We start from the raw sequence: 18,141 nt of genomic DNA on the forward strand, positions 1-18,141 counted from the left end.
TGGTTTTTAGAAAGTTACATTTAAATTAAAACCTATGTAACGCATCGATGGTGAGTTCAAATCTTCTGAACCTACATCGGGATCGGAAAAACGATATTCCTTTGTCCAAAGAAGCAAATTCTGTCCAGTAACACCGACACTGGCACGTTTCGCTTTGAATTTAGAGGCTAATTTCTCAGGGACGCGGTAATTGAGCGATAGCTCCCGCAGTTTGATAAATGTCTCATCCCAATAATTTCGTCTACCTGAATACGCCGATTTCCAATAGGTTTCATAAGAGACCACTTTGTCATTTGGCGCAAACACACGCGTGTCTTCAGCAATCTGACCATATTTGTCATAGGTAACTCCCCCAGAAACGATCTTAACACCAGGAGCAACAAACGTTTTGTTTCCATTAACAACCTCTTCATAGCGATAAGGATTATCCGAATCCGGGTGAGCCCCTGTCTGCCATAAACGGGCGTTCATGCCTGAATAAGACATTCCTTTTATTCGCCCGTCAACACTCAAAGAAAGCGAGAAGTCTTTATAACGAAATTGATTTGTCAAACCACCGAACCATTTCGGTGCAGTATAACCGTACAACTGAGCAGCATATTTTGCAGATATCGGCATACCGGAGGCATTGTTAACGATTTGCCCATCAGGAGAGAGCTCCCAATCCTTTACGGTAATATAGTCTGTTCTAGCTCCTTTTTTAACATATAATGCGTCGGCAGAATATACAGGATCAAGCTTGTGATAGAATTCCAGATTTTGAGACATATTTAAAATAATATCCCATTGAAAGTTTTCTTTTTTGATTGCAGCAGTACCCAAAGTGATTTCATGACCTTTCGTCATTTTCTCTTCTTGTGTATTGATTAACCGCGACGTAAAGCCTGATGAGCCCGAAATGGTCGCATAAGTCGTTACATTATGTAACAGACGATAATAACGGGTATAATTACCATAGAATCGATTTTTCCATAAACCAAAATCAAAACCAAACTCCGTCAAATCACGCTGCGTAGGTGATATGGAATAGTCCTTGATTGAATTCGGATAAGAAGCCGTTGGCAATCCATCCCAAACATTGTTGCTAATTGAAAAGGCCTGATTTATTTCATATGGAACTGGAACCGTCTTAGTGACCGCCCAAGACCCACGGACCTTGAACATATCCAACCAAGTAGGTTTATTCGCTAATAAATCACTTACGACAACACTACTTGAAACAGAAGGATAAAAATAAGAACGTTGTTCTTTGGATAAAGCCGAAGACCAATCGTTACGACCGGTCGCTTCTACAAAAACAGCATTACGCCAGGAGATAGAAAGTCGTCCATAGGTACTGTTGACCATTTCCTTTGTTTTACTTTCGATAGTCGACACTGGGTCAATTGAGTTTCGAAGCGAGTAAAATCCTGGTATCGACAAGCCATTGACTGTCGCTGCTGTAACAGCATTGTCACGTCGATAAAAAATTGCGCCACCCAATAATCCGTCGAAGCCAAAATCACCGACTTTCTTTTTCGCTGTAAAGATTACGTCATTTGTAGTACTAAAGCCATCCTGATTTTGCATCCAATACTTTCCTTTACTGTCAAAGCCTGAATATCCACCCCTCGTACCATAAATGCCCATTGGATTGCGTTGCTCTCGTCTTTGTCCATAATAATCGTATCCTGTACGCACCATAAGTTTCCCCCAATCAGAAACCTTATAATTTAAGGTCAAGGCAGCGTTCATTTTATTGACCAGCTCAGGGGTAACTTTCTCATAGGCCGTTAAATAGGGATTATCATACCAAGCTTTATACATCCAATTTTGAGATTGATCTTTAATCAACCAATAATCTTTGTAATCCTGTAAATTATACTCAGGCCCAGTCCACACGAGAATATTATAAATGTATCCCTGATCATTATATCCTGCGCCAAAATTACTTGTTGCTGAACGACGGTTATAGGCAAGGCGCGTTTCTATATCAACTTTTTCGCTAATCTTAGTCTGCCCAGCAACAGACATATTTGTCATATTCAGCTTTTGGTTTGGATATTGCCCTTTGTTATAAATATGATTTATCGATGTTCTAATACTTCCGTGTTCACGCTGATTGGTAAAACTGACGGAATTGTTGGATATAAATCCCGGTTCAAGGAAATTCTTAAAGTTGTCCTTGCCACGGGAAAGCAACTCCATCTCTTCCAGTTGTTTTGTCTGTGGATTCCATTGCTTGGCTGAACGCCCAATATCCAGTTTATCTCCCCACACATAATCATCATTATTAAACTTTCCCCCTTCACCTGAAGAGTACCCATGTTGTACTTCCGGCAAGGCTAGATAACCCGAAAAAAACATGTTATTGCTATTGACGGATATCTCCGTTCCTTTTTCCGCAAGTCCCTTTTTTGTCGTGATCATAATGGCGCCACCAGCCCCCATACTACCATACAAGGCCGTTGCGGTTGCTCCTTTCAGCACGTTCATATCTTCGATATTATCTACTGGAACATCACGTAGGGTAAGATTTTCATAGGCAACCCCATCGATCACCAAAATAGGTGTTAATCCCCTCACTTGGATTTGAGGTGTACTGTTAAACTCCGTAATATTCAAAACACGGACACCTGAAATACGTCCGGTCAATGTGGTTCCTACATCAACCCCTTTTACCCGCGTCAGATCATCACCTTTGATGCTTTGTGTTGCATAACCTAGAGCCTTTTGTTCTCTCTTTATCCCCAGTGCCGTTACAACAACTTCACCAAGCTCTTCGGACGATTTGCCTAATTTAATAACTTCAGCATTTGAAACGGAGACTTCGCTTGTCTGATAACCAATATAGGAAACCAATAAAATTGCATCGTCTGCCACATTAACAAATCGAAAAGTGCCTTGCTGATCGGTCGTTGTTACTTGTATACCGCCTTTGACCCGTACGGTCACACCAGCGATAGGCTGTCCCGTTTCTTGATCGACAACCTTTCCTCGGATCTCTTTGGCGGCGTTAGAAACTGGCTTATCGTTTTTCACCTTAGTATCGCTGCCAGTTTTCCTAGAGATCACATAAAGCTTCTCATCAATCTTTTTGACCTCAAGATTTCCGTCCGAAATGGTCTGTATAAATTGAACGATTTGCTCCTTTTTCAATTTATCAAGGTCAGCGACTTCATTGATCTTTTGGTTCGAGATCGAAGCATCATAACCAAATTTGACGTTGAATTTCTGTTCCATTCGTGTTAGGATTTTCCCGATTCCTTCACTGGTAGAAAATTGTGAGGCCATGGTATGAAGTGCGAGCGACTGAAAAAGCAGTGCACTTCCCATAAGTTTTAGATAGTAATTGGTCCTTTTCATAAATTACTTTTTATGGATAATTGTTTGATTAAATGCGGTATTGAGCATCTTGAGCGATTTTTCTAAATCACTGGCAGGTAGATAACCCGTATAACTTTCAGTCCGGAAAGAATCGATTAATTCAAGATGACTATCTGGATAAAGATTATTTAGATCGGCTACGATCTGCATGAGTGGAACTTGATCAAATGACAAGAGATCACTCTTCCAATTTGATGCGGTGCTGGTGTCCGCTTTGGCAACATCAAATTGCCTTTGTCGCATATCATAGGCAACTTTTTGGCCAGGGGTAACAAATGAATACTGCCCATCGCGCGAAACGCGGACTTTACCATGATTCAACACGAGACTGCTACTTCCTTCAGAACAATTTAAATTAAATGCGGTGCCTAATACGCGTACATCAAAGTCGCCGGAACTGGCGATTACAAAAGGTTGTTTAGCATTCTTTGCTACCTCAAAAAAAGCTTCCCCCGAAAGCTTGATCCGACGTAAACTGTCTGTATCAAAATCTGACAACAATTCAATATGTGCACCTTGCCGAAGAGAAACATGTGTACCATCGGGCAATACAAGCTGCTTAACAAATTTTGTCGGATTGGAAAAATGAACAATTGCAGAAACTTGATTAATCTCTTTTTGGCCCTTAAATTTAAATTCGAAGAGGCCAGCAAGACCGATTAACAGTAAACACGCAGCGGCAGAAATGACAGACCAACGTCTTTTCGAAATAGGTATTAAGCGCGGAGTCAATGCCGTACCTGTAATCGTAAAGAAGATATCCTCTGAAGTCGTTTTATTTAGTTCACAATCGCGATTGTCCAGCGCAACGACTTCCTCGACATCCGGAAGTTCATCCTTGTCACAAGAAGTCAGTAAATCAAGAAATATGGCATTTTCCTTGGGACTAAGTTCTCCCTTAAGGAATTTTTTATATAAAGCAGCTATTTTGGAATTCATCATCTATGCCCATCTTTAAATACATATACGTACCTAGATGACCGAAAGACGATGCGGTTCTAAAAGATTCTTAAAAAAATCAATAGGGCTATTGAAATCTCAAAATGATCAAGAATATATTGCCGAACAAACTTGTTGCCCTTAACCAATTGATCACGGACGGTATTGACGGAAATCCCAAGCCTATCTGCAATTTCCTGATTATCCAAAAACTCTTCTTTACTTAACAAAAAGATTTCGAGTCGCGATTTTGGGAGTTTTGAAATGGCTTCACGATAAATTCGCTCCAAATCTTTAAACCGAATTGCTTCCTCATTCGAATTGTCTACCAATTTGGTCTGATCGATATCTGTAGCCTGAAATTGGAATCTGATCTTTTGTTTCCGCAGTTCGTCAAACACAAGGTTCCGGGCAATCGTATAGAGATAAGACTGCGGATTTTTATTTCCATCTAATTCCGCCCATTTTTTCCAAATTCGGGAGAATGTTTCCTGGACTAAATCTGCGGCAGCGGCTTCTTCTTTCAGGTGTAAATAAGCATATTTATACACTTTATCCTTGTACAGCAAAAAGAATGTTTTAAAATCCAGGACATTATTATTTTCAATAGGCATTCTTCATCACTTATAATTGATCCTACAAGTTTAGTGAGAATTTTTTAAAATATACCATGAGACGCACATCATATACGACCTATAAATCACAGTTTCACAAGTAATAACACATTAATTATAATGAATTCACATTAAAATAACACAATGGGTAATTGGAGCTCCATTAACAATACTGTGATCACCGAATCTCGCCACGTTCTACATCCTGGAATAAGCTGGAAATAAAAAAGTCTCCTTGCAATAAGCAAAGAGACTTTTGTTATGGTCCTGTAATTTTATAGTAGACTACGCAAGCTATTTTAGCAACGGAAATGGTCCTAAGAAGTAAGTCCCGCGTTTATAGAAACGAAGGAAGAAATCAAGTACCTTATCGTTCACAGGAAAGAAAAATTGCTTATCCACCTCTGCCTTAAATAGATTAACATAATACTTAGGTAGCTCGCTTGGAAAGAAATCTTCAACCAAAAGATTCAAGAAATACCGAGCGTAAGGCACTTCATTTTGGTTGTCTTTCTCCACAAAATTGTTATTATCCAATGGGAAAAATTCTTCTATGCCGCCGAATACTTCCAAACCAGTTTTAGGATTAAAGAAAACGGTGACTTTAGCATCCTCCGTAAGATCCAGATTTGATTCAGGAAGCGGGGACTCTTCTTTGCTTGGATATTTGTGCTGATATTTCTTAAAAAAATCAGTCGCAAATTCCTTTCCTTCCTTTCCTTCCATAAACACAACTGCTGCCTTATGCTCTGCTTGGAATAATTTACCCATATCTTTCAGCTGCTTTTCAGTTTTCTTCAAGCTCTTATCCTTTCCATTCAATGCCTCAATACGATACGTCATCTCATACTGTTCAGGTAAATCAAAATTTACTTCTTCTGGGCTAACCACGGTCATGATTCCAGACAAGTTCCAGGCATCTTTCCATGGTACAATTTCCATATAGAAAGATAACGTTTCTGTAGGCTCAACAAATTGCTGTATGGAGTCCTTAAAGATTTTAAACGGAGTTTTTGTACCGATATGCTTTACATGCACATACAGCTCGTCCGTCTTTACATATTCAAAAAAGCTATTGATGCGGTTACCCAGCGTTTGGACAATACGGTATAGTGCATGTTCCTTTCCCACCACCTCAGCGACAAATTCAGATGCTTTCAACGCAAACAAATGTAGTCTATAATTATTGAAGTGGTTGTCTCGAACACGATAGATCATCTGTTGTAATTGATTCTGGTCGTGTTGATATCGTCCAATCTCAGCAACTTGCATCAAATGATTTAGATTGGTATTATATTCGCCCGCTGTCAGATAATTTGTAGCAACGAGTTTCTCTATAAAATTACGGACGTCAAAATAACTCGCTCCTTCGTCCAAAACATATTCTAGCTTTAACTTCTCATTTTCAGGCGCAACCTCATAATGCTCTTCCAAAATTGAATAGGCCAAATCGGTAATCAACTGAATCAAACGTCCACGTGGATCGATAAACAGATGTGGATTACGTTCGCTGAAAAACAACCAAGTCAATACAGCAATATCTTCGCTATTAATATCTTCGGTGTAATAATCTGTCAAGGCATCATCCGTATAGAAAGGTAAAAGTTGATTATACAGTTCCGTATGGATTGTTCTAAATGCAGAAAAAATTCCTGTTTTTGCGATAACATCTTCTAAGTAACAGGTCAAATAGATACTCAATGTTTTTAAAGCATCTGTATGGATAAGATCATTTGTTTCTTGCTCCTCAAACCATAGTGTCGATAAACTATCATTGATTTCATTTGCAACGCGTAAGTAATAACTATCTATTTCGTTGGTTTTTTGATAAGTATGGTGTGCTATCCAGTCTTGAATAAAAATTCTGTTTCCTCTCATATGAAAAATGCTAAAACCAAAAGTAGCCAAATTTTCGAAATATCCATACGGGCAGATATAAACATCAATTAAAATTGTTGACTGCTTCAAAATCTAGTGCAAACAACAAAATACACTTTATCATCCGAGGGGTAATTGACGACCATAGTATGCTCAGATACTTACAAATAACGTAATTGAAGAACCTATACAAGTTAGAAGAACAGAATTGCCACAAATAAAAAAAGAGATACCCAAATAGATATCTCTCTTTTTTATTAAAAGGAATCTGTAAGTTACCCTGTGGCAATCACATTCTTACTACTACCAAAATGATCTTGCAACGTGGGATTCAAAATAGTGCATGTTTTCAATAAATCGCGTACAGGATATTTGGCCACCACATCCTCCAAGGCAGCCAAATGACGTTCGTGATGTACATCTGTTCCTACAAAATCGTACATCCCAGATTTAATCATCGTCAAGGCTGTCGATTTCACTTCAACACCATAATAACGACTAATCGAGAGCAAATTAAGCTGTAACATGCACCCTGCATCCTTGATCTGCTTATACATGTTGAAGTTGTAATGATAGTAGTTATAACGTTCTGGATGTGCCAATATAGGTTGATAACCTAGATTTTGTATATCCAATATCGTTTGAAATAGCGCTTTGGATTCTTGTAAATAAGACATCTCAATCAATACATAACCACCTGGCATCACACATAACTCATTGGATTGGATGAGGTTTACAATACCATCATCAATCATATGCTCTGCAGCTGAATGGATTTCCGGCATATTGGGAAGCCCCTTCATGCCAGCTAACAGCTTGTCCTTAGCCGCTTCAATCGTACGAATTGAATTTGGATGTACACCATCCATAATATGTGGTGTGCAAACATATTTCTCAAAGCCCATCCTTCCAAGTCCTTTCAACAGTGTCAAGGATTGCTCAATAGATTGACTTCCATCGTCTATTCCAGGTAGAATATGGTTGTGCATATCCACTTCCAAGAAGGCCAATTTTCCCACAACTTTTACCTTTGAATCCTGAGTTTTGTTCCCAAACAGTTTTGAAAATATCCCCATACTGTGCTGTATAAATCGTTTAGTTTGTCTATTAAAGTAGTTTGTTAAATATCAAATGTACCATAAACAAGCCAAAAAGACTTAATAATATTTTAACATTATGAAAATATAACCATAATATTACAAAAGCAATCAAAACAATAGTGCAATAAATTTGTTTTGACCGCCTTTTAGTTACTTTTTATTTAATTCTATGATAATTTGATCCATTAAATAACTGATGGCGCCATCGCTTGTCTGTGGTAGTCTTGTAGACATTTCAACTTCAGCGCGGTTGCCTACAATTCCTTTAGAAGTAATTGCAGTACTGCCATATTGATTGAGTTGCGTCAACATTTCTTCCCATTGTTTCCCTGGTGAAACACCCATTTCCTTTAACATATCAGGCAGCTTTTTTAAATCCATCGCAGCCGACATCTTATTTTGCTTCATCAGCTTGACGAAATCTTTGTTTGTTGGACCACTCATCTTATTTTGACGGATGTCATTTAAAGACAGTGAATCATTGCTGACCATAACCAAATCCTCCTTTAGAAGAACATACATTGGAACATCCATATTTTTCTTGGTCGAAAATGCATAAATACCATCGTGGACTTGGCCAACATGTTTTGAAACAGCCATTTCTAAACCCTTTTTGATCAAGCGTTGATCCTTTGATGTAAACATCCAAATAAATACAGGAAGTGTTTCTTCTTTGGTCTTTTTCACTTCTGTTGCATTGTAATCATCGTCATAGGTATAATCGATATAGTCTTTCTTGAATTTACGAAGGCCATTAACCACTACAAGATGGTCGCCCGGCATTACTTGAGCAATCGCCTTTTCATCTAGTGCTATTTCGAGTGCCATCAGACCCCATTCTAAAACATCCTGTTGCGGACCCAGCAAACCACCATAATACTTTGCCATATAGGCCGGCATTTCTGTCAGATAAGCTTCCGAATTAATATTCACATTAAAAAAACCTAAGGTTTTATCCGTTAAATATTTACTGAACTTCGAATTAGGTTTTCGGGCATACATTCTTTTGGTCATCTCAGCAAGCCCTTTATCCAATCCAACAGAACCTTTTAATTTCAGCACACTTCCTTCTTGCGCAAAATCCAATATACCATCTTGATATCCGGTTTTGAACTTATCCAGCTTAATTCCCATATAATAATAAGGAAGTGAGGTATACGGAGTAAGGCCACGATAAAGATCCTCTACATGGGGAACATACAAGCGAATAAGTCCCATGTTTTTCTGAACTTTCTCCTGATCAGCACTTGATAGGGACTTATAATTACCAGCAAGCAACCGGGTAGCTTCGTTCAACAACCACTTTTCAAGTAAGCCATTGCGGATAGAATCATTTTTTCGATTTTGATCTTCATATGCTGTATAAAGTGAATCATAGTAACTCGGGTCATGCATTTCAACTTCTTCACTCCCAACAACATCCACTACCGGCGGCTGAATTTCTGCAGCAGCTAATTCAACGGTATCCGGTTCTACATCGATAGCAACAGGAGGCGATACCTGCTCAGGAAGCTTTACAGCCTCATCCCACACGACCGCTGCGGAATCCATTGCCACCACTGTAGTATCTGCCCAGGCGTCCTCGTCATCGGCCGGCCGTGCGATATAGTCTACCTTCTTAATACCATACCGACCAGCGATTGAATCATTGTCGAAAAAAGTTGGATTTGCCGTCGCCGAAATAAATCGAGCAATATGATCGTTATAGACCAACATGCTGCCCGCTTTGAGACTGACGCTGCTGTAGCCATTTGAAAATGCTTTTGGTTCACCGGCTGCATGGAGCAATTGTTCAAATTGCCCCTTATTGTTCAAAGAAAATAAGAATTCCGTAAAACTAATACTATCAGTTTTCCTGGTATAAAAATAAGCAGGCTTAGAAAGGTCGACGCCTAAATTTTTGATATCATTGTTCGCAGAAATACCAGCTTTTTCAAAAAAACCCGCTTTTTGAAGTAACTCGTTCAGTTTGTTCGCATTTGCTTTCTGTACAATATCTTTCAGGTTGAAAGCAGCAACCAATTCTACATCTTCGGGGACCTGTTTGATTAGGTCCTGCGCCTGAACACTTGCCCCGAAGGACAAACAGGCGAATGCAACTAATATAAATTTTGATTTCATCTTATAAATAATTTTTCAGCTGAACCGGACTTGTTGTTCATTTGCAGTTTATGCGCTAAGCACGTCTCGGTTTTCACCCTATTATGAGGTTATTTTGTTAGTATGATTTTATTCGCCAAGCTCGATTTACCATACACCAGATCCATAAAAGGCAACTTCAGCAGTACCCCTTTTTTATTTCCTGCAACCTTTGCCAAACTGTTTCCCTGAGAGATTACAGGCTTTTCAAAACGTACGATCTGTGTATAGAATGCGTCTGCAAACTGGGTTGTATTGTCGCTTCCCAACTGATTGAATTTTGCTTTCCACTCATTGGAAGCCACAAATTTGCGTTCAAATACATGAGATTGCGCATGATAATAATATCGGTTCGAATTTGATATCTTAGTTTTAAAACGGTTTGCCAAGATATCCGAAAAAGCATTCAACGATTCAATCTGGCTAAAATCACAGGAAATATTAACAATGTAATTGGTAAAATCCGTCTTGTACGCTACATTAGAAATACCTTTAGTCTGCTTCAATAACTGAACAGCAGATCGAATTTCCTTCTCCATTTCGGCTTGAGTAGGTATTCGGATTCCCTTTATACTTTTCATCTTCATTAAAGAAGACACCTTCGTCTTACTTTTACTCAAATTTAATGTCGCCGCAATATGCCCAGAACCGTCCGATTTTAAATCAATCTGTTCAACAAAATCAAAACAACTTGACAATGTCAAAGTCATTAAAAAAGCACAAATCACGCCATAGAATCTTCTCAATTTTCTTTTTGCTTTAAATCCATTCATTAGAACTCGGTACGATTAATAATTTGTCAAATCAATATATGTTTTACATCAGCAGCAAACATTGTGCTATTTTTTCTTATTGACAAAATTATTAAAGTCGCGAAAGCATTTCACTACCTGAATTCAGGGAAAAATGAGAATACATATATTAAACCTACTCCTTCACGAAAGAATTAAAGCCGCTATCTTTAGACCATTGCAGTGTATTATAATAGGGATGTATCCACTTATTTAAATCATTAGGGACATAACAGGACAGTCCGGAATACTGCAAAATGGGTTTACCCAGAAACCTGGCGGTATTCGCCTTATAGATAACCAATTTCGAAACTGTAGCCTCGATAGCTGTTGTCTCTGAGGGCAACATGTTCTGATGTACAAAGTCAAGAAAATCAAAACCAGCAGATAAAGACTTGTCGTCAAAATCCAGTCGCTGTAAATTGTCGCGATACACCGTTGTCAGGGGCGATTTATTCAATGCAATATGGACGTTGTTTGCAAGATCCGACCAATAGGCATTATTCACTACAGCTATTGTAGCAGACTGATAGAGCCCTGTTAACTGATTATAAAAATTAAAATATGTTGCCGCAGCAGACATCAGCCCCCGCTCGAGATTAGGATCAAAAAAATGTTTCAAGACCAAATGATAAGGCATACTCGTGGATAACACTTCCGCTGGTGAAGCAATCGTATATTTAGCTTTTTCCCGAAGCTGATACAAGACTTCCACACTCGCCATGGAACAGGCATCGAACATTAAAAAATCAAGCCCAGAAGGAATAACCGTTTGCAGATCCCTGAGTTCAGTTTTGCTTCCCCTGTCTTCGTTAAAAGACATCAATTTGACACCAACATTTGGCAGCCAGTTTGTTGCATGTGACCATAACACAAGCCCTACTGGACGACTGCCTGCATATGCATTCATGGTCAATAGGATTTGTTTCATTACTTCGGGGTTTGCCGAATCTTGATCCCCATATGATTTGATGACCGTACTTCTAATTTCTGGACTTTGATCGGCTACAATTTTGTAGATTTTGGGCGTGGTGCCCGCCAAAGAGGCATATACATAAACATCGGCGTCCAATCCAACCAACCCCTCTTCCATTGCATTGATGCTGTTATAAGCATCTGAAACCAGGTTATTATTAGCACCAATATAAACCAACAACACACGGCTATCGCTCTCCATTAACTTGTCTTTTTTGTCATTGCAACTATTTAACAAGGTCATAGATAAAATAGACGATACCATCAATACGCGGAACATAATCAAATTCATAGTAAAAACACTTAAAAACAGCAACAAATATATCTAAAAATCAAACTGATACATCAATAAAGTAATTATTTACACAAAAGAATACGAAGACTTCATATTAATTTAACTTAACTTAAGTATTTTTGCCATCACTTTATTAACAAACACTAACTATCAATATGATTAAGAAGATCATAACTATTCCACAACAGCATATGTTGCGAATAGCTTGCTTTATGATTGCATCGCTTACATTTAATTCCTGTCAGAAGCCTGAATCTCGAATCGAGCAACCGGCAGTAAAATTTACCCCCACCATCGTCGGCCAAATCAACACAAAAGCTACCGGAACTACCTGGGAACAGAATGATCAAATCGGTGTATACATGTACAGATCAGGTCAACCGTTGGAGTCAGCGACTGTTATCGACCAGGTCAACAATCACTTGTTCACTTTTACTGGTTCGCTTTTTCAAAGCAACAATTCAATTTTCTTAAACGCTGAAAAAGTGGATTTCATCGCATACTATCCGTATAAATCGCTAACAGATTTTCAATATCCAATTGATTTAAGTGATCAGTCCAATCCCGCAGCTTTAGATCTGATGTACGCAAATAACGCTAAAAACATCGATAAAAGTAACCACACCATCCCGCTTAACTTTGTAAGGCAATTGAGTAAAATCAGTATTCATCTCTCCATTACCAATACCGCTGAACTGGAGGCAAATCAAGTTACGGTTAAATTACCAGCAATAAGCACGCAAGGGGGATTCGACTTAACAGCTGGAAAATTGACTGTGAATTCAACCGATAAAAAAGATGTTCAGGGAAAAGTAACAGTAAATGCGAATAAAACAGCTTTAATTGAATTTATACTTCTTCCGGGTGAAGATATCACCGGAAAGGCAATTAAGTTTGTTGCTGCTAATGGCGATAGCTATACCTGGACGGTACCACAAAATCAAAACCTAAAGCAACTGACCGCAGGTAACAGATACAGCTTTGACATCAAAATCGACAACGGTAAACCGAGCGGTGGAGTCGGAGATTCACAAGCCTATCTAGAAATTCCCAAGATGAACAGTCTCAGCAATGACGAAGTTTTTATACAGCATTTTATGCCAGACGCCAGCGACAGTAGAAACTATGCGATGTTATATGACAAAAAATTAAAAATGGCGTATTGGGTAGCTTATCCGTTATACAGCAGCATTTTGGGATCGGGCAATCGCACGGATGCATGGGGATATGATCCGCAAGTCTCTACGGCTTTTCAACCTAATTTATTTAATGGTTTCAAGCCAAGCGGCTACGACAGAGGACACCAATTACCAAGTGCGGACCGCAACTTAAATACAACCCAAAATAAAACAACGTTTTACTTCACCAACATGACCGCACAAGCTTCACGCCTGAACCAAGGTATTTGGGCAAACCTGGAAACGAAAGTCAGAACCTGGACGGCACAGTGTGATACGATGTATGTCGTAACAGGAGCAATGCCTACAACAAGTACCAATACAGTATTGGATTTCGCGCAGGACAATGATGGCAAAGATATCGCCAAACCCAAATATTACTTCAAAGCACTAGCAATGAAAAAAGGATCCGAATATTATACCATCGCCTATAAAATGAACAATGAAACACCTCCATCTGGCGTAACCTTTGAAAATTATCGGTTAACCGTTACTGACCTGGAGAAAGCTACCGGATTCACGTTCTTCCCGGATCTCAATGACGCTCAAAAAGGAAATATTAACACCTCTATTTGGAAATAATTAATAAACGACTTAGTCATATCAATTCATTTTAATTATGAAAGTAAACCAACTTTTATTGCTAGCGACTGCGGCAGCAGCCGTTACAAGTTCCTGCCAAAAGGCACCTGTTTCAGAACAAGAAATTACCAAAGCGGTAACTTTTTCGTCAACAATCTCCAATCAAGTTACTACTAAAGCAGCTGGTGCAAACTGGGAAAGCAACGATGCTATCGGTGTTTTCATGAAAACCGGCAACGGTTTAAACAATGTATTGGCCAGCAACAAACAATATGTTACGACAAGTGGAGACGGAAACTTCAAAGCGAATAGCACTACAGAAGAAATCTCTTATCCTGCTGATGGTTCCAACGTAGATTTCATTGCCTACTATCCTTATCAAACAACCATCAGCAACAATGTCTACCCAGTCAATGTAAGCGATCAAACGCAACAAAACAAAATTGACTTCATGTATGCTAATAATGTAACTGGTGCCAATAAAAATACAGCAAATGCCCAATTACAATTTAGCCACAAACTCAGTAAAATTGAATTGACAATTGCTGCTGGAACTGGTGTTAGTTCCCTATCAGGTCTTACCGTAACTTACAATGGATTCAATACCACAGCGAACTTCGACCTTGCAACAGGTACATTAGCTGCTGGCACTAACCCAGCGGCTATCAAAGCAAAAACAACCGCTGGAACAACCACTACATCAGCAGAAGCCATCTTATTGCCTGTCGCCAACATTTCTGGAGCAAAAGTTGAATTCAAAATTGGCAATGAAATCTATACATGGACTTTACCATCATCAACAAGCTACGAATCAGGTAAAAAATATAGCTATAACATTACTTTACAGGAGCAAGCAGGCAACAATACAGCTATTGTAGCTTCAGGAAGTATTGTTGACTGGACCGATGTACCTTCGGGGTCTTATACTATCGGGAAAGACGAAGAAAATGGCGGTGGCACAACTGATCCCGTTGAGCAGACATTGTTTGAAGAAGATTTCGGAACAACCCCTTTAAGTAAGGATGAAAAATTTAAAATAGCTGATTTCAAAGGCTGGTCGAATACTACAGTTAAATACTCCGATCAATATGCAAAAGCGGACATTAGAACAACTGGAACTATTGTAAACAATCACGCATGGTTACCTACTACAGGTAATTCGGAGCTGGCTATAGAAGGAATTGATACAGATAAAGCAAGTAAATTAAAAGTTTCGTTTGACGTGGCAACTGGAACATCGAAGGATTTCGACCTGCAAAATCTAGCGATCATATTTAACGGTCAAACATTCAATCCTGAATCCAAAATGATCCTTGCTTCAGATGCAAATAAATTCATTAATGTAACAGTAGATCTTTCTACTGCAACTACACTTTCCGCTAACTCGAAATTATCCTTCTTCTCAGATATAGCAACCAACAAAGCTGGTGTCCGCATCGATAATATCGTCTTAAAAGGCCAAAAATAAAATACAATAAAAACATCTTCAAATGCAACACATCCATCATGTGTTGCATTTGTTAGCTAAATACATTTCACTTTTTAACCTCAAGCTATGTATAAAAAATACATACTTTTTGCGCTCTTATCGGCGGCCAGTACCCCTATCCTTGCCCAAAAGGCCAACGTACAGGGTATCGTACGCAATCAGGTGAGCAAAGAACCTTTTTCCAATGTACGTCTCGTCTTTGAAAAAAATCAAAAAACAGTCGTTACGGATTCCAAAGGAAACTTCAATCTACCGAAGTTAAATTCAGGCGAGGAAACCATCCTGATCACGGGCGGTAACATCCAAGAAACTAAAATTACTGTTCAAATCCCGACCTCCGGTCTGCTCAAAATGGAAGATATTTATGTTCTTCCAAGTACCGACAATGATAATATGGTACAACTGAGCATGGCTGCAGATGATTTATTGGATGATGATAACGAATCTTTCGATCAAAACATTGCGGCCAAAATTATCCTTTCCAATGACGTATACGTTAACAAAATTGGTTATCAGCTCTCACAGTTCCGTTTCCGCCTTCGCGGATACAACAACCGATACGAACAAAAATATATCAACGGTGTACATTTCAATGACCAGTTGCGTGGTGTCTTCAACTACGCCTCCATTGGAGCCATCAATGATTTGACCCGAAATGGTGACGAAGACAACGCCATGGATGCATCGACTTTTACATTCGGCTCCATTGGCGGCTCTGAAAACATCAATATGCGTGCAAGCACCTTTGCGAAAGGCGCAAAGGCAACAGCTACCTATACCAACCGGAATTACTATAGCCGCGGCATGCTGAGCTATTCCACCGGTCTCATGGACAATGGCTGGGCATTTACAGGTTTGATCGGTGGTCGTTATGCCGATAAAGGTTATGTAGAAGGAACATTCTACAAGAATGTCTCTTATGCCCTGTCGATTGAAAAACAATTCCAACAAGGAAAACACAGCTTATCCCTAGTTACCTTTGGTTCACCCGTAGAGCGTGGTCAACAATCAGGCTCTTTTCAGGAAGCCTACGATCTCCTCGACAATAACCTATACAACCCCAATTGGGGTTACCAAGATGGAAAAATCAGGAATTCGCGTGTAGTAACGGCTTACGACCCGACCGCAATCCTTTCACATATCTGGAAAATCGATCCGAACACAAAACTGACTACAGGTATATCACTGCATTATGGCAAATATGCTAGCACAGCGCTCAATTGGTACAACGGTCCCGACCCAAGGCCCGATTATTACCGTAATTTACCAAGCTACTTTACGGATTCCATTACCAATCAGTTCTATACGAACCTATGGCAATCGGCCAAAGTATCGCAGGTCGACTGGGACAACTTATACCTCGTTAATAAGCTTGAGAATAAAATCAATGATGGCGCCGCAATTTACATGCTTGAAAAACGCCATAGCGACCTCCTGGAGAGCAGCTTTAATGCAACGCTCAACAAAACCATTAACGAGCATGCTAAACTGACCCTCGGTATCGGGGCCAAAGGATCACAATCCCAGCAATATAAAACTGTAGCGGATCTACTGGGCGCTGAATATGTGCTGGATATTGACAAATTCTCTGAACGTGACTTTGGACAAAATACAGGTCAAAGCCAAAACGACTTGTTAAATCCCAACTTTAAGGCACGCAAAGATGATATTTTTGGATATCGTTACAACATTAATATCAAGTCTGCGAATGCATGGTTACAAAACGAATACACGTATTCGAACATCGACTTTTTCTACGCTACACAGCTTTCTTACACGAGCTTTCAACGCGTAGGCTACATGAAAAATGGACGCTTCCCGACCAATTCTTATGGTAAAGGGCAAGAACACCATTTTTTTGACTATGCTTTCAAGGGTGGAATGACCTACAAATTCAATGGCCGTCATTTATTAAACGCCAAGATCAGCTATCAGACCAAAGCGCCATTGGCTAATGATGCTTATATCTCACCGAGGGTAAGTGACTTTACTTTTGAAGACCTCAAGAGTGCCAAGATATTCTCTACAGATATCAGTTATGTCTTCTCCTTGCCAAAACTAAATGGTCGTTTATCGGTCTTTCAGACCAACTTTACAGATCTCATCAGCCGACAAAGTTACTATAACGATGCCGCCCGTACCTTTATCAACCATGGTCTAAAAGATATGAACCAGGTCAATAGAGGGATAGAGCTCGGATTGACCTATAAAGTTGACAACAATTGGAGTATTGATCTCGCAGCAACAAAAGCTGAATACTATTACAGCAACAACCCAATGGGAGCACAGAACTCCGAAAATGGATTGATCAATAATGAGCGTGAAATGGTCTACCTCAACAACTATTATGTTGGTGGAATGCCACAGACCGCAGGAACTTTAGGTATCCGTTATTTCGTTGACTACTGGTTTTTCGGAGCAAACGTAAATTATGCTGGCGATATGTATCTATCCAAAGCGCCACTTCGTCAGTTAGCATCAAACTACAGCACAATCAATCCGTACGATCCGGAACTCGATGGCGCCTACCATATCCTGACCGACCAGGAAAAGTTCAAAAATAGCGCAACCGTCGACCTATCAATCGGTAAAATTCTTTATCTGAAGAATCGCAAATCAATGAACTTCAATTTGGCGGTCAACAACGTATTAAACAACAAAAACATCCGAACAGGTGGCTTCGAAAATGCACGTCTGGATATTACTGCAGCAAATAAGTTTGCATCCAAATATTATTACATGCAGGGAATCAACTGTTTTATGAATGTATCCTATAGATTTTAATTTCAACAACG

The 18,141-nt window shown here is 39.4% G+C and carries 11 protein-coding genes; 3 read left to right on the top strand and 8 right to left on the bottom strand.

All coding sequences use genetic code 11. From position 1 onward, the window contains the following. Positions 1–6 precede the first annotated feature (6 nt). The 8 genes from QE382_RS23145 to QE382_RS23180 form a co-directional block, all read right to left on the bottom strand. The gene (locus tag QE382_RS23145; protein ID WP_307187938.1) at positions 7–3,345 is read right to left on the bottom strand and encodes a SusC/RagA family TonB-linked outer membrane protein; all 3,339 of its coding nucleotides are present in this window, start codon (positions 3,343–3,345) and stop codon (positions 7–9) included. A 3-nt stretch (positions 3,346–3,348) separates the two neighbouring features. Continuing rightward, a complete protein-coding gene (locus QE382_RS23150) occupies positions 3,349–4,308 on the bottom strand; it encodes a FecR family protein (RefSeq protein WP_307187939.1) in 960 nt (319 codons plus the stop codon). Between the two features lie 56 nt (positions 4,309–4,364). Next, the gene (locus tag QE382_RS23155; RefSeq protein ID WP_293887532.1) at positions 4,365–4,919 is read right to left on the bottom strand and encodes an RNA polymerase sigma factor; all 555 of its coding nucleotides are present in this window, start codon (positions 4,917–4,919) and stop codon (positions 4,365–4,367) included. 294 nt (positions 4,920–5,213) lie between these two features. Continuing rightward, positions 5,214–6,797: a DUF3843 family protein gene (locus tag QE382_RS23160; RefSeq protein WP_307187940.1), complete on the bottom strand. Its 1,584-nt coding sequence runs from the start codon at positions 6,795–6,797 to the stop codon at positions 5,214–5,216. Between the two features lie 275 nt (positions 6,798–7,072). Next, the gene (locus tag QE382_RS23165) at positions 7,073–7,873 is read right to left on the bottom strand and encodes a tyrosine-protein phosphatase (protein ID WP_307187941.1); all 801 of its coding nucleotides are present in this window, start codon (positions 7,871–7,873) and stop codon (positions 7,073–7,075) included. Between the two features lie 174 nt (positions 7,874–8,047). After that, on the bottom strand, positions 8,048–10,018 hold the full coding sequence (locus QE382_RS23170; RefSeq protein ID WP_307187942.1) for a hypothetical protein: 1,971 nt from the start codon (positions 10,016–10,018) through the stop codon (positions 8,048–8,050). An 89-nt stretch (positions 10,019–10,107) separates the two neighbouring features. Next, a complete protein-coding gene (locus tag QE382_RS23175) occupies positions 10,108–10,809 on the bottom strand; it encodes a hypothetical protein (protein WP_307187943.1) in 702 nt (233 codons plus the stop codon). A 154-nt stretch (positions 10,810–10,963) separates the two neighbouring features. Beyond that, the gene (locus QE382_RS23180) at positions 10,964–12,094 is read right to left on the bottom strand and encodes a clostripain-related cysteine peptidase (protein WP_307187944.1); all 1,131 of its coding nucleotides are present in this window, start codon (positions 12,092–12,094) and stop codon (positions 10,964–10,966) included. Between the two features lie 158 nt (positions 12,095–12,252). Here QE382_RS23180 and QE382_RS23185 point away from each other — a divergent pair, with 158 nt between their 5' ends. The 3 genes from QE382_RS23185 to QE382_RS23195 all read left to right on the top strand — a co-directional run bounded on the left by QE382_RS23185 (position 12,253) and on the right by QE382_RS23195 (position 18,130). Continuing rightward, complete coding sequence (locus QE382_RS23185; RefSeq protein WP_307187945.1) at positions 12,253–13,857, top strand: fimbrillin family protein; 1,605 nt, start codon at positions 12,253–12,255, stop codon at positions 13,855–13,857. Positions 13,858–13,894: 37 nt separating this feature from the next. Beyond that, the gene (locus QE382_RS23190; protein ID WP_307187946.1) at positions 13,895–15,325 is read left to right on the top strand and encodes a fimbrillin family protein; all 1,431 of its coding nucleotides are present in this window, start codon (positions 13,895–13,897) and stop codon (positions 15,323–15,325) included. Between the two features lie 87 nt (positions 15,326–15,412). Continuing rightward, on the top strand, positions 15,413–18,130 hold the full coding sequence (locus tag QE382_RS23195; RefSeq protein ID WP_307187947.1) for a TonB-dependent receptor: 2,718 nt from the start codon (positions 15,413–15,415) through the stop codon (positions 18,128–18,130). The last annotated feature ends 11 nt before the right edge of the window (positions 18,131–18,141 follow it).

Source organism: Sphingobacterium zeae (genome assembly GCF_030818895.1).
Classification (GTDB): Bacteria; Bacteroidota; Bacteroidia; order Sphingobacteriales; family Sphingobacteriaceae; genus Sphingobacterium; species Sphingobacterium zeae.